The organism is Nocardia sp. NPDC051911, from assembly GCF_040681035.1.
Lineage (GTDB): Bacteria > Actinomycetota > Actinomycetes > Mycobacteriales > Mycobacteriaceae > Nocardia > Nocardia sichangensis.
The window spans coordinates 51713-64889 of record NZ_JBFAXY010000032.1 but is presented as its reverse complement, the minus strand read 5'-3'; the positions used below and the strand labels follow the sequence as shown (position 1 = coordinate 64889).

Here is a 13177-nt window from a genome sequence, read left to right as displayed (position 1 = left end):
AGCGGCACAAGAAGGCGAAGACGACCGGTCCCGGAATTCGCCGACGAGGTCGTCGGGCACAAGCGAGCGGCTCGCGGACGGTGAATTGTCCAGATCACCAGACGATTACGGTTCCGCAACGGCCTGCGGCCGCATCATGGACGGACGCTGCACCCCAGCCATCGGTGGCCATCCGGTGGCTAACCGCTTGGAGATCCCATGTCCGCCATCGTGGTTCGTCTCGCCCGCACCTTGCTGGGCGTGGTCGCCGTCGCCGCCGCCGCGACCCATCTCCCCTCCGCCGCGGCGGAGGGCTCGGGCTCCGCCGACTGGGGATCCGTGACCGCCGGACCACAGGCGCCGGTCCCCGCGCCCATGCCCACACCGCGCGGACCGGTGACCGCCATCGTCGTGCTCGGCTACGGGCTGCTGCCCGACGGCGCCATGCGCCCGGAGTTGGTCGACCGCCTGCACGCCGGATACCTGCAGGCGTTGCTGGCTCCCTTCTCGCCGATCATCGTGACCGGCGGCAACGCGCACAACGGTGTCACCGAGGCACGGGCGATGGCGGACTGGCTGATCGCTCGCGGGGTACCCGCGGCGCGCATCCATCCGGAACCGGAGGCGGCCACGACCGTGCAGAACGCCGAACGCTCGGCGACGATCATGCGCGCGATCGGCGCGCGCGACGTCGTGTTGATCACCTCGGCCGACCACCTCGCCCGCGCGGTGGGCAGCTTCCACGACGCGGGGGTGGACGTCGTCGGCACCGTGACTCCCGAGCAGATGCCGCCCCTGGTCTGGCGGTTCGGTCCGCTCTCGTGACGAGAGCGCGCCGTCGTCCACCAATTCGCGATACAGGAGCAACCATGAACGAGACCGCGGTGAATCCGGCCGATCAGGCCAGATCGCTCATCGACCATCGTTACCGTTCCACTCTCCGCTATGAGGTGGAACGGGAAAAGATCCGGGAATTCGCCCGCGCCGTCCAGGATTCCCATCCCGCGCATCGGAGCGAGGACGCCGCGGCCGAACTCGGCTTTCCCGGGCTCATCGCGCCCGCCACATTCAGCTCGATAATCCTCACCAGAGTGCACCGCGAAATTCTGGACACGCTGATCACCGGCTACGACCCGACCCGGATCCTGCACGCGGACCAAGTTTTCGACTTCGGCAGGCCGTTGCTGGCGGGCGATCGCCTGACCTGCGACGTCTATTTCGAATCGTTCCGGCACTTCGGCGATTACGACGTCCTCGCGATCAAGAGCGTGCTCATCGACCAGCACGGCACCGTGGTGCAGACCGGCTCCAGCGCATTGCTCGCCCGGGTGGGCGGTCGCGATCCGTGGTTGGCCGACGCCGTACGCAAGGTCGCCATGGGCCATCGCTCCCCGGACGCACCGGCTCGGGGCAGCGCCGTCGTCCCGGCCGCGGCGGATCACCTCGCGCCGACGCCGCTGCGCCGGATACCGCGTCCGCGCGTCGCTTTCGCCGACCTGTCGGTGGGCGCCGAACTGCCCCTTCGCACCATGCGCCTGTCCCGTGGCGACCTGGTCAACTACGCCGGGGTGACGGGCGAATCCAATCCGGTGCTGTTCGACGAGAGGGTCGCGGTCGCCAGCGGCCTGCCGACCGTGGTCGCTCCTGGCATGCTCAAACTGGGTCTGGCCACCTCGTTCTTGAGCTCCTGGCTCGGCGACCCCGCGGCCCTCACCCGGTTTCGTGTGCAGTTCGCGCACAACGCGCAGCACCTGCGCATACCACCGGTCGGCACCGGCGTGATCCAATTCCGCGGCCGGGTCACCTCGATCGACCCGCGCAGGCGGCGGGCGACCATCGCGGTCGACGCGCGCGCCGAGGGACGCAGACTGTTCGGCTATGCCGCCGCCGAAGTGCGCTTCCCATAGGCGAGCACCGGCTGATCAGGCCGCTGTACCGGCCCGATCGCGGACAGCCACGCGCGACAGGCCGACGAGCGAAGCCAGGCGGCGGTGCGAATCCAGCCGCGCGTCGCGATCGTAGGTGCTGGTGTGTACGAGGATTTCGTCGGCGCCCGTCCTGCCCACCAGCCGCTCCAGTCGGCCGGCGACCTCGTCCTCGGTTCCGTACAGGTGGCCGCGCAACCCCTCGTCGAAGATCCGGCGCTCCCGATCGGTCATGGTGCGCGCTTCGATTTCCACGGGCGGTATCAGGGGCGGGAACTCGCCATGGGTGCGCGCGTATGCGCCGGACCACGCCTCCGGCAGCAGCAGCCGATGCGCTTCGGGAGCGCTGTCGGCGATCACGATCGAGGCGGAGACCACGACGTAAGGCGCCGCGCCCACCGCGGCGGGGCGGAACAGTGCACGATAGCGCTCGATAGCCTCCACCATGCGGTCCTCCCCGCTGACCGCGGCGATGACCAGCGGCAGCCCGAAGCGGGCGGCCCGCTCGGCGCCGGACCCGGTGGCCAGCAGGAACGCCGGGATACGCAGCCCTTCGGCGGGCCACGCGTGCACCCCCTGTCTGCCCTCGGCGAAGTACCCCAGCAGCTCGGCGAGCTGGGCGTCGAAATCCTCCGCGTCGCGCTTGTCGTGCCCCAGCGCTCGCCGCACGCCGTCGGTGAACCCGACCGAGCGGCCGAGACCCATGTCGATGCGTCCCGGGTAGAGCGATTCCAGCACGCCGAACTGCTCGGCGACCACCAGCGGCTGGTGGTTGGGCAGCATCACACCGCCCGTGCCGATCCGGATCCGCTCGGTCGCTCCTGCCGCCGCGGCCGCGAGCACGGTCGGCGCCGAGCCCGCCACGCCGGGCACACTGTGGTGCTCCGACACCCAGAAACGGTGATAGCCCCACTGTTCGGCGAGCTGGGCGAACTCGACGGTCTCCCGTAACGCGGCCGGATGGCTCTGACCGCGCCGGACGCGCGAGCGATCGAGAACGGAGAACCGGACAGGGGACAGCGCCGAGGTCATATCGGTGTCAACGCGAGCGCGCCGCGCTCATTCCGCCGATTCACGACGGCGTGGGCAGCCCCAGTGCCTGCGCAAGCACCCGCCACGCCTTCGGCAGCTGCGCCTGGAAGTCCGGCCAGGTGTGCATGCCCGCCGCGGTGTACTCCAGGGTGGCGGGGATGTTCAGCTGGGACAGGCGGTCGGCGAACCGCTCGGTGCAGGCCCGGGCGCCCGCTTCCAGCGCAGCACCGCCGCCTGCGGTTTGCAGCGCTTCCGCGACCGACGGGGAGTTCGCGACCGACACCAGATCGGCTCCCGTCGGCAGCCCGGTGGCCGCCGAGAGGTAAACGGCGGTGTCGCGCAGGTTCTCCGCGTGCAGCAGGCTGTCGTGCGCGGCCCACTCCGGTGAGGTCGGCGGGCCCCAGAGATTGTTCACGTTGCCGCCGCGCGAGGCGACCGTGATGGTGGTCACCGCGTGCCCCAGCGGGTCGGCGGTGGAGTAGCACCCGCTCATCCCGGCGACGGCGCGATACCAGCCCGGATGGCGCTGGGCGAGCATCATCGCCGCCTGTGCGCCCATCGACACCCCGGCGATGGCGCGACGCCCGTCGGTGCGCAGCAGCGACTCCACGATGGGCGGGAGCTCGGTGGTGAGGAACGTCTCCCAGCGGTTGAGTCCGAGTGCGGCGTCCTGCCGGACCCAGTCGCTGTACATGCTGCCGGTGCCGCCGCCGGGCAGCACCACGTCCACCGGCTTGCCCGCGAAGAACTCGGCTGCCGCGCCCTTGGTCAGCCATGCGGACGTGGCATCGCCGTCGACGCCGTCGAGTAGGTACAGCACCGGGCGCGGCGCCGCTCCGCTGCCGCGCAGGATGTCGACGGTGATGATCCGGCGCATCGCCGCCGAGGCGATCGACAGCCGTTCGTGCCCCCCGCCCAGGTCCTCGATCGAGAGCAGCCCGGTGCGGGTCATGGCGGGGTCGACGGCGGGCGGCGGGGTCTGCGGCACCGGATCGGCGAGAACGGGCGCAGCGGCAGCGGTGGCGATGAGGGCCATCGCCACCGCGGTGATCGGCATACGTGGGCTCATCCGGCTGCGGCGGCCCGTTCTGCTTGTCTGGCCGCGGCGCGTTCACGCTGTTCCTCGAACCGGCGCGCCCGGATCTCCAGGTCTTCGAGGTAGGCGTGCAGTTCCTCGCGGGCTCGTTCGCCGTCGCCGGTCAGATCGTCGCGTTCGAAGACGTGCCACGCGCGCAGCACCGGACGCACCACCACATCGAGATGCTGACGCAAGTCGTAGATGCCGTGCTTGGCCAGCAGCACGGCGTTGCGCCGGAAATTCGGCTGGGTCAGCCCCGGCATCTGGAATCGGGTGACCACGCTGGTGATGGCGCGCAGCGCTTCGTTCGGCACCAGGTCGAGGGCCGCGGCGCTGATGTTCCGGTAGAAGATCATGTGCAGGTTCTCGTCGGCGGCAACTCGCTGCAGCATACGCTCGGCGACCGGTTCCCCGCAGGCCGCTCCCGTATTGCGGTGGCTGATCCTGGTCGCGAGCTCCTGCAACGTGACGTAAGCGACCGAATGGAGCAACCGCTCCTCTTCGCCGGGTGTGGCGAAACCTGTGGTCATATGCGCCATCCGCGCCTGCTCCAGCAGCACCGGATCGACCGCGCGGGTCACGACCAGATAGTCGCGCATCACGATGGCGTGGCGGTTCTCCTCGGCGGTCCACCGGCCCACCCAGGTACCCCATACCCCGTCCAGCGAGAACGACTCCGAGATCTCCCGGTGATACGACGGCAGATTGTCCTCGGTGAGCAGATTGGTGATCATCGCGGTCTGCGCGACCTCGGAAAGCGCGGATTGACCCGGCTCCCAATCGATTCCGCCGAGGGCGGCGAAATTGCGGCCGTCGTCCCACGGCACGTAATCGTGCGGATTCCAGGATTTCGCCTTGCGCAGATGGTCGTTGAGCAGGCGTTCGGCGGTGGGCTCCAGTTCGCGCAGAATATCGCGATCGGTCAACGCGGTGGTCACTCGAACTCCTTTGCTCACCCTCGAGATCAGGGCACAGTCGACGATAGCGGCGGAATATCAGGCAGAACGGCCGATCACGCGATCGTTGGGCGAGGTGACGATGGCCATATGGCCCGGCTGGGGCAGTTCACAAGCCGGGGCATCGCCCGCGTCGGCCACCCGATACAGCCCCGGCGGCCCGCCCGCAGCCCGCAGCCGGTCCAGCAGATCGTGGGCGCGACCGGCCAGTTCCGGGATGCGCGCGGTGCGGCCGGTGGCCACCGTGGCCGTCAACGGGACCTCGGCGGCCTCACCGACGATGGCCAGCACGTCGTCGGTCATGGTGAATGTTCCGGTGCGGGCGGGCACGTCGTCGAGCGGCACCAGCACCGTGCCGCCCGCGGCGGACAGCACCGACAAGGCCCGTGAGCCGAGCGGACCGGCCAGCGCGGCCTGCACGCGACGGAGTTTGCGCCGGGCCGCGTCCGTGCCCGTGCCGGGTCTTCGCTCGTCCGGATGCGCCGGAATGCCCAGCGCGACGACCTGATACGACCGTGCGATCGGAATGCCTGTCGCCCTGGCGAGTTCGCCGACCGCGTGCCCGCCCAGCAGCGCGGAGACCAGCGTCTGCGCCGCGGTCTGATGTTCCCGCGCGACCGCGCGGTGCTCGTCGACATAAGCGGTCGACGCCGCCACGGTCACCATCTCCAGTACGTGGACCGCCAATCGCGCACCCGCGAGAAAATGATCGGTTCGCTCGTCGGCGACCTCGTCGGCGAGGAATTCCAGGCCGCTACGGATTTCGTCGTGATATGCGCCGAGCACCGTTTCCAGTGTGATGCCCTCCCGCGCCCAGCGCGAGGCGAAACCGGCGATCTCCGGCGGCCGGACCGTCGCGGGCGCCGGACGCGGAGCCAGTAGTTCGACAGCGGCCGCCAGACAGTTCCGTGCGGTCGTCGCGACATCGCCGGACGCGTCGCGGCCGGAGCGCCCGGCCAGGTGTGCGACGAGTTTCGATGTCAACGTCTCGGTACTCGTTCTCGACTGCCTGCCCATCATGCCTCCCGAAGGTTAGCGTCGGATCGTGATGGAATCGAGATATGTTCCGCCGCATCGGGTAAGTCATCAGCGGCCGCCCGACCCGTTGGGCGCAATCACAACTTTCGCTGGAATTCGCGCAGCCCGCGTCCCGCACAGGCAGAACCGCTGCGGCACCGCTATTTTCGGATCCGGCCCGATGTCTTCGCGGGCGCACCGATTTCCGGAGTGTGTGACGCAGCGCCGTCCGCGCATTTCCGGCGCTGCGTCGAGATCACCCTAGATCCGTCGGCACCGCCCTGAGTAGTCCCCTCCGGCGCTCTGGGGACGGTTCATCGCGACCTACGGCCACGATTGGGACGTCACACAGTCCGTGTCGTCGCCGTGAGCCGGGGCGTCGCGTGCTATGAACCGAGGCATCGAAAGGCAAACCTGTGAGCTGTTCCATCAGATCATCCGAACCGCTGTGCAGCAGATCGCACCGCCGATAGCATCGAGCGTCGCGCTGCCGTACGGCGTCGCGACGAGTTTCGAAGGGCGACAACACATATGAGCGGTACGCGAGACAAGCTGGACGAGCTGCGGGGGATTCTGGAACTGGCCGAAGAGCCCGCAGGCGAAAACGGCATCGCGAAGCGCAAGACCAAGGGCATTCCCAGCGCGCGGGAGCGAGTGCGCGCGCTACTCGACCCGGGGAGTTTCGTGGAGACCGGCGCGCTGGTGCGCCAGCCGGGCACCCCGGGAGCCATGTACGGCGACGGCGTGGTCACCGGCCGCGGGCGGATCGACGGCAGGCCCGTCGTGGTGATCGCCCACGATCAGACGGTCTTCGGCGGCTCCGTCGGCGAGATGTTCGGCCGCAAGGTCGCCGCGGCGCTGGATTTCGCCACCAGGAACGCCTGCCCGGTCGTCGCGATCAACGACTCCGGCGGCGCCCGCATCCAGGACGCGGTCACCTCGCTGGCCTGGTACGCGCTGATGAGCCGCCGCCAGGAACGACTGTCGGGCTTCGTCCCGCAAGTGTCGATCATGCTGGGCAAATGCGCGGCCGGGTCGGTCTACGCACCGGTCAACACCGACATTCTGATCGCGACCGAGAAGTCCTACATGTTCGTCACCGGCCCCGAGGTGATCAAGGAGGTCACCGGCGAGGAGGTGACCATGGAGGAACTGGGTGGCGCGCAGGCGCAGGCGGCCAACGGCACCGTCCACCATGTCGCCGCCACCGAGCAGGACGCTTTCGACTGGGCCAGGACCTATTTGGGCTACCTGCCGTCGAGTTGCCTCGAGCCGGGCCCGGTCGTCAATCCGGGCCTGGAGCCGCAGGTCACGCCGCACGATCTGGAGCTGGACTCGATCGTTCCCGACTCCGATCGGCAGGGCTACGACATGCACGAGATCTTGCTGCGCCTGTTCGACGACGGCGACTTCCACGAGATCAGCGCGGCGACCGCGCAGAACCTGATCACCGGCTTCGCCAGGGTGGACGGGCGCAGCGTCGGGGTGATCGCGAATCAGCCGCTGGTCCTCGGCGGCGCGATCGACGCCAAGTGCTCGGACAAGGCGACGCACTTCATCCGGCTGTGCAATGTCTTCGGGCTGCCGCTGATCTTCGTCGTGGACACCCCCGGCGTGCTGCCCGGCGTGGAGGAAGAGCGCAGCGGAGTGATCAAGCGCGGCGGACGGTTCTTCCGCGCGGTGATCGAGGCGACCGTCCCGATCGTGACCGTCGTGGTCCGCAAGGCCTACGGCGGAGGCTACGCCGTGATGGGCTGCAAGCAACTCGGCTCCGACGTCAGCCTGGCCTGGCCGACCGCGCGCATCGCCGTGATGGGTGCGGAGAGCGCGGTGAGCATCGTCGGCAAACGGCAGCTCGCCCAGGTGGCCCCTGAGGACCGCGCGGCCGTGCGCGACGCCATGATCGAGCAGTACAACACGACGGTTGCCACGCCGTGGATCGCCGCCGAGCGCGGCTACATCGATGCGGTGATCGAGCCTTCGCAGACGAGACTGGAGATCCGCCGGGCGCTGCGTCTGCTGCGCGAGAAAGAGGCGAGCGCCGAGCCCAACCCCCGCAAGCACAGTCTTTTTCCGGTCTGAGGCGCAGCGGACCCGGTTATGCTGTGTCACAACATAACCGGGTCTATGTGGTGGGATCTCCGGCGATCAGCGGCGAACCGGGCCGTCCGGCACGCCGATGCCTTAATCTCAGGTCAGTGCCGGGCCCGCTTCGTTCGCCGCGTAGCGGCGCGGCACGCGACGTGCCCGCTGCGCCTGTTCCCTACCCTCGCCCGGCGGGCACGCCGCACCAAGGCTCAGCCGTGCCCCCAGGTGAGATCGGCCGCCACCCACTCGGTCTCCCACCTGCGCAGCCGCCGCCGATCGAGACCTCGGCGCAGCAGCAGATAGCTGCCGACGAGCACGATCGAAACGCCGAACACCGCACCGGCGGTCAGCATCACCGCCTTGCTGGCGGGCTGGGTCGACGACGGCGGCTCCACGATCGCGCCGCGTTCGTTCAGCCAGATCGGCACGGTGGAACCCGGCTCGACCACCGTGGTCGACTGATAGTCGCCGGTGTGGGCCACGCCGTCGGCGTCCTTCCAGGACACACGCGCGGGCACCACCGGCGCGTACAGCGGCGCCTTCCCGGTTTCGATCACCGTGGCGTCGACTCGATGCAAGCGTGCCGTCTCGGCCCGCACCGCGGCCGTCTCGACGCGGTACACCCGGCCGCCGACGGTCAGCGCGAGTATGGGCACGACTATCAGGAACACCAGGGCAAGCAGCACCGCGACACCGGTCTGCACACGATCTTCACTGCGGCGCAGCGGATTGCGATCCAAGCCGACGCGGCGGCACGTCCGGCGGTACATGTTCACCGACCCGGTAGGCATGACGGTGACTCCTCGTTGCGAATTTCGGCGGTGAGGGTGACGAGGGTGTCGAAGAACTCTTCGACGAGGCCGGGCAGGCCCATCGGATCAGGGCCCGCCGCCCAACTCTGTAGCGCCGCGAGCAGCATGCCCGCACCGGCGCCGACGGCGACGGCCGGACGCGGATCGGTCTGCGGATCCACGCCGAGCCGTGCCGCGATGATCCGGACGGACTCGCGTTGCCCGTCGATGCGGATGCGCTGATAGCCGGCGAACAGTTCCGGTTCGTCCTCGAAGCGCTGGAACAGCGCCCAGCGGCGGGCGAGCAGCGACGCACGGGCCCCGCCGTACTCGGTGGCGAGCCAATCGTGGACGGCGCCGCGGTAGGCGATCAGGGGCGGCTCGGAAAGGGGACGGTGGCTCAGGGCTTCGTTGAACAGGTGCACATCCTGGTCGACATCGCCGAGAATCGCCTCTTCGATGGACGCGAAGTGCCTGCTGAACGTGCGCCGGGTGACACCGGCCCGCAGCGCGATGTCCTCGACGGCCACCGCGTCGAGCCCCCGCTCGGTGAGCAGGTCGAACGCCGCGCGCGACAGCGCTTCACGGCTGCGCCGAGTGCGCAGCCGACGGCCGTCCAGACCGACCCCGTCGTCGCTCATGCACCTGAGCATACCCCTATTGTCCCAATGGGACAATACTTTGCTCTTGCCCGGCATGCGCATCACCTCGCAGAGAAGATGCCCGATTCGGGCGCGCCGAATCGCCCGGGAAGACGTCGGGAGGGCGGCCAGCGGCCGGTCAGCTTCTCGGGTTGTCCACCGGTTCGTCGACGGTCGGCGGAATGCCGTCGCGCAAGATCTGGAGCAGCTGGCCGGAATGCTCCGGTGACGGGGCCAGCAGCGAAAGTTGGTTCAGCACCGTGTAGTACACGTCCAGGTCGGCGATCTTGTCCAGATACAGCGCGCTGGTCAGCTGCTGGAGATAGACGATGTCGGGCAGATCGGCCTCGGCGAAGCGCAAGACGGTGAACGCGCCGTCGGTGAGCGCGGGGCCGCCCACGTGATCGGCCAGGATCTGGATCGTGACGTTCGGCCGCGCCGCCGCGTGCAGCACGCGGTCCAGCTGCGCGCGCCAGACGGTCGAGCCGCCGATCCTGCGGCGCAGCGCGGCCTCCTCGATGAGCATCCACACCTGCGGCGGGTGCGGACCGGCGAGTATTTCCTGCCTGCGCATGCGCAGCGCGACCCGGCGTTCGATCGCGTCCTGCGGCTCGCCCGGATGCGACAGTGTGAGCAGCGCGCGGGCGTACTCCGGGGTCTGCAGCAGTTCGGGGACCGCCCGCGGCTCGTAGCAGCGGATCAGCCGGGCCGCCTGTTCCAGCCCGAGGTAAGTGTCGAACCACTTCGGCAACCAGTCGTTGTCTCGCGCCCACCAGCCCGACGCATTGGCCTGCCTGGCCAGTTCCAGGTATCGATCCCGTTCGGCGGGGTCGGTCACCTCGTAGAAGTCGAGCAGGTCGACCAGATCGCGTTCCCGGCAGCCGGTGCGCCCGAGCTCCAGCCGACTGATCTTCGAATGCGACCCGCGAATGGCCTCACCCGCCGCTTCCCTGGTGATCTTCCGGTCCTCGCGCAGGCGACGCAGCCGGCCGCCTAGAACCATCCGCAGCACCGTCGGCCCGCCTCCGGACACCGGCTGAGCGCCGAACCCCGCCGCATCGGCCGCCTGTCGTACGTTCGAAGGACGCATGCCCCGAGTCTGCCATGTTGTCCCAGTCGTTATCTACGGCCGAAAGTCCCTGTACCGCCGCGCATTCGTGGTTCCACCGGGCCGGTCAGGCCGGGCCGGACGGCAGCTCGACGATCTGCGGCTCACGCTCGCGCAAGGCCGCGATGAGATCGCGGGTGTACTCGGGGGGCGCGGCGTGCACCGACAGCAGATTCGCCACCGCCCGGTAAGCCGCGAGATCGGCGTCCTTGTCCAGGTACAGCGCGCCGGTGAGTTGCTGGAGATACACGATGTCCGGCAGATCCGACTCGGCGAAACGCAGCATGGTGAACGCGCCGTCGGAGACCGCGGGGCCGCCGACGTGATCGGCGAGCACCTGCACGGTGATGTTCGGCGCGTCCGCGACCCGCAGCAGGTGGTCGAGCTGGGCCAACCACACCTGCGATCCTCCGATCCTGCGCCGCAGCGCCGCTTCCTCGACGATCAGCCACATCTGGGGTGGGTCCGGCCTGGTCAGGATCTCCTGGCGGCGCATCCGCAGGGCCACGCGCCGCTCGATCGACTCCTCGTCCTCGTGCGGATGAGCGAGCACGAACAGCGCGCGGGCGTACTCGGGGGTCTGCAGCAGTTCCGGAACGACCCGCGGCTCGTAGCAGCGGATCAACTGGGCGGCATGCTCCAGCCCGAGATAGGTGTCGAACCACTTCGGCAGCCAGTCGGCGTCGTGATGCCACCATCCCGAGGTGTTCGCCTGCTTGGCCAGCCGCTTGAACTCCGCGCACTCCTCCTCGTCGGTGACGCCGTACAGCGCGAGCAGGTCCACCAGATCCCGCTCCCGGAAGCCGGTACGCCCCAGTTCCAAGCGGCTGATCTTCGAGTGCGAGCCACGGATCGCCTCGCCCGCTTCCTCCAGTGAGATGCCGCACGCCTCACGCAGCCGACGCATCCGCCCGCCGAGGATCATCCGTAGGGCGGTCGGGCCGCCCTCGGCGGCGGGAGCCGTTCCACGAGCGATGGATTCGTTCTGAGGCCGCACTACCGAAGCACGCATGTACCGAGTCTCGCATGTGCGGTGCCCGCACTCCAGCACCGAACCCCACGAACGGCAGCGTATGCGCAGGTGTAAGCACATCCGCAAGATCATTTTCAAGGTCGCCGGGATGACTGCTCGTCACGCAGCCCGAGTACCGCCAGCAGCAACCATCGGTCCGGCAGCAGACGAACTACGGAAGGCAAAGCGACGAGTTGGCCGCGGGGCGCGCGGCGCTACCGAAAACCATTGCGGCCGAATAGTTCCGCTGCGCGACCCGCGCACCGAAGCGATGACCGCACGACCCGGTGCCCGCCGCCGCCGAATCCGGTGACGGCGGCCCGCTCGGTTCAGCGCAGCACTACGTCCGCCGTCGCGCGACCGAACAGCTTGCGGTCACCGCAGGTCGCGGTCAAGGCTATGGTGGCCGCGCGGCGCTGTGGGTCCAATTGCTTGACCCGACCGCGGAATTCGATCGCGCTCGCCCTGGTCGCCGGAACCGGGGCGAACCCGGCGAACCGCACCCCGTACCGCGTGACGGCGGCCGGATCACCGAGCCACGAGGTGAGATACCCGGCGCCGATGCCCATGGTCAGCAGTCCGTGCGACACCACGTCGGGCAGTCCGGCGCTACGCGCGACCACGTCGCTGAAGTGGATCGGGTTCGAATCACCGGAGACGCCTGCGTAATTCACCAGATCACCACGAGACAGCAGCACTGTTCGCGGGGCCAGTTCCATGCCGACGGACAGGTCCTCGAAAGCGGGGACGGTGCGGGGCGTGCGCGACTCGTCGGGGGGGTCCGCTTGCAACGCCTCGTCGAAGCTCTCGACCAGCCCGCCGTCGTCGCCGGACCCGCGCCCGGCCGCCGCGTTCGCACGGTCGGCGGCCGACTGCCCGGTCATGATCACGCCCTCGACCGCCGCGCGCAGATCGGCGGCGAGGTCCACCCCGGTCTGCGCCACCGCCGTGGTGTGCGCGGTCTGCAACACTTCCTTGTGCTGGTTGCTCAGCACGTTCCTGGTGACCATGAAGTCCTTGTCACCGAACTGCCGGAACGACTCGATGTAGGATTCGCACCGCACCTGGTCGCCCGCGACGATCGGCCGGTGCACCCGGATCGTCTGCTCCGTCTGCAGCACCTGGCCGAGGTCATACCCGGTGAGCACCGACTCGAACATCTTGCGCTGCATCAACATGAGCACGATCGACGAGAACGTCATCGGCGCGACGAGCCCGTCGAAGCCGAGTTCCGCCGCGGCGTCTTCGTACCGGTGGGCGGGATGGCCGTCCTGCAGCGCTCGCGCGAACTCCCGGATTTTCTCGCGCCCCACCTCGTATGAGTCGGTCAGGCGATATTGCCGCCCCACCAGTGCCTTGGCTTGTTCGGACGCGGTGGTCGTGATGTCGTTCATGTGCCTCTCTCGGGAATCCGCCGTCACCCCCGACCGGCCCGGCCCACCGTACCGAAGCCGCGACGACGCCGCAGGAGCGCCCTCGCCAGATCTGGGCATACCAACCGAAGGGCCGAAGGGGGACACAGTCTTGATCGCCATAGCGGGCACACCGCG

At 69.0% G+C, this 13177-nt stretch carries 12 protein-coding genes; 3 read left to right on the top strand and 9 right to left on the bottom strand.

Annotated features, from left to right (window positions below; all coding sequences use genetic code 11):
• Positions 1-198 precede the first annotated feature (198 nt).
• Together AB0L97_RS30760 and AB0L97_RS30755 are read left to right on the top strand one after the other, a co-directional pair.
• Positions 199-804, top strand: coding sequence for a YdcF family protein (locus AB0L97_RS30760; protein ID WP_364436320.1), 606 nt, complete (start codon positions 199-201; stop codon positions 802-804).
• Positions 805-848: 44 nt separating this feature from the next.
• Positions 849-1886, top strand: a complete 1038-nt coding sequence (locus tag AB0L97_RS30755; RefSeq protein ID WP_355078395.1) for a fused (3R)-hydroxyacyl-ACP dehydratase subunits HadA/HadB — start codon at positions 849-851, stop codon at positions 1884-1886.
• A gap of 15 nt (positions 1887-1901) precedes the next feature.
• Here the strand turns inward: AB0L97_RS30755 and AB0L97_RS30750 are convergent, their stop codons facing one another.
• The 4 genes from AB0L97_RS30750 to AB0L97_RS30735 are packed head-to-tail and all read right to left on the bottom strand — an operon-like array spanning position 1902 to position 5954.
• Entirely contained in the window at positions 1902-2936 is a 1035-nt protein-coding gene (locus AB0L97_RS30750) for an LLM class flavin-dependent oxidoreductase (protein WP_364436316.1), read from the bottom strand.
• 40 nt (positions 2937-2976) lie between these two features.
• On the bottom strand, positions 2977-3993 hold the full coding sequence (locus AB0L97_RS30745; RefSeq protein WP_355078397.1) for an alpha/beta hydrolase family protein: 1017 nt from the start codon (positions 3991-3993) through the stop codon (positions 2977-2979).
• Between the two features lie 8 nt (positions 3994-4001).
• Positions 4002-4952 carry an acyl-ACP desaturase gene (locus tag AB0L97_RS30740; protein ID WP_364436313.1) on the bottom strand — a complete coding sequence of 317 codons (951 nt, stop codon included), beginning with the start codon at positions 4950-4952 and terminating at the stop codon, positions 4002-4004.
• 57 nt (positions 4953-5009) lie between these two features.
• Positions 5010-5954 carry a transcriptional regulator gene (locus tag AB0L97_RS30735; protein ID WP_364436310.1) on the bottom strand — a complete coding sequence of 315 codons (945 nt, stop codon included), beginning with the start codon at positions 5952-5954 and terminating at the stop codon, positions 5010-5012.
• A 564-nt stretch (positions 5955-6518) separates the two neighbouring features.
• On the opposite strand from AB0L97_RS30735, the gene AB0L97_RS30730 reads away from it, so the two are divergent.
• The gene (locus AB0L97_RS30730) at positions 6519-8069 is read left to right on the top strand and encodes an acyl-CoA carboxylase subunit beta (RefSeq protein WP_355078400.1); all 1551 of its coding nucleotides are present in this window, start codon (positions 6519-6521) and stop codon (positions 8067-8069) included.
• Between the two features lie 215 nt (positions 8070-8284).
• Here the strand turns inward: AB0L97_RS30730 and AB0L97_RS30725 are convergent, their stop codons facing one another.
• The 5 genes from AB0L97_RS30725 to AB0L97_RS30705 form a co-directional block, all read right to left on the bottom strand.
• A complete protein-coding gene (locus AB0L97_RS30725) occupies positions 8285-8866 on the bottom strand; it encodes a hypothetical protein (protein ID WP_355078401.1) in 582 nt (193 codons plus the stop codon).
• Positions 8848-9507 carry a helix-turn-helix domain-containing protein gene (locus tag AB0L97_RS30720; protein ID WP_355078402.1) on the bottom strand — a complete coding sequence of 220 codons (660 nt, stop codon included), beginning with the start codon at positions 9505-9507 and terminating at the stop codon, positions 8848-8850. Before AB0L97_RS30720 ends, AB0L97_RS30725 begins: the two co-directional genes overlap by 19 nt.
• Before the next feature lie 139 nt (positions 9508-9646).
• Positions 9647-10597 carry a helix-turn-helix transcriptional regulator gene (locus tag AB0L97_RS30715; RefSeq protein WP_356968210.1) on the bottom strand — a complete coding sequence of 317 codons (951 nt, stop codon included), beginning with the start codon at positions 10595-10597 and terminating at the stop codon, positions 9647-9649.
• Between the two features lie 85 nt (positions 10598-10682).
• Positions 10683-11627, bottom strand: coding sequence for a helix-turn-helix transcriptional regulator (locus AB0L97_RS30710; RefSeq protein WP_356968212.1), 945 nt, complete (start codon positions 11625-11627; stop codon positions 10683-10685).
• 329 nt (positions 11628-11956) lie between these two features.
• Entirely contained in the window at positions 11957-13021 is a 1065-nt protein-coding gene (locus tag AB0L97_RS30705) for a fused (3R)-hydroxyacyl-ACP dehydratase subunits HadA/HadB (protein ID WP_364436302.1), read from the bottom strand.
• Positions 13022-13177: the final 156 nt, after the last annotated feature.

Coding starts and splice junctions, on each gene's coding strand:
- AB0L97_RS30730 (WP_355078400.1), top strand. CDS start 6,519: ATGAGCGGTACGCGAGACAAGCTGGACGAGCTGCGGGGGATTCTGGAA.
- AB0L97_RS30705 (WP_364436302.1), bottom strand. CDS start 13,021: ATGAACGACATCACGACCACCGCGTCCGAACAAGCCAAGGCACTGGTG.
- AB0L97_RS30720 (WP_355078402.1), bottom strand. CDS start 9,507: ATGAGCGACGACGGGGTCGGTCTGGACGGCCGTCGGCTGCGCACTCGG.
- AB0L97_RS30725 (WP_355078401.1), bottom strand. CDS start 8,866: ATGCCTACCGGGTCGGTGAACATGTACCGCCGGACGTGCCGCCGCGTC.
- AB0L97_RS30760 (WP_364436320.1), top strand. CDS start 199: ATGTCCGCCATCGTGGTTCGTCTCGCCCGCACCTTGCTGGGCGTGGTC.
- AB0L97_RS30750 (WP_364436316.1), bottom strand. CDS start 2,936: ATGACCTCGGCGCTGTCCCCTGTCCGGTTCTCCGTTCTCGATCGCTCG.
- AB0L97_RS30715 (WP_356968210.1), bottom strand. CDS start 10,597: ATGCGTCCTTCGAACGTACGACAGGCGGCCGATGCGGCGGGGTTCGGC.
- AB0L97_RS30710 (WP_356968212.1), bottom strand. CDS start 11,627: ATGCGTGCTTCGGTAGTGCGGCCTCAGAACGAATCCATCGCTCGTGGA.
- AB0L97_RS30745 (WP_355078397.1), bottom strand. CDS start 3,993: ATGCCGATCACCGCGGTGGCGATGGCCCTCATCGCCACCGCTGCCGCT.
- AB0L97_RS30755 (WP_355078395.1), top strand. CDS start 849: ATGAACGAGACCGCGGTGAATCCGGCCGATCAGGCCAGATCGCTCATC.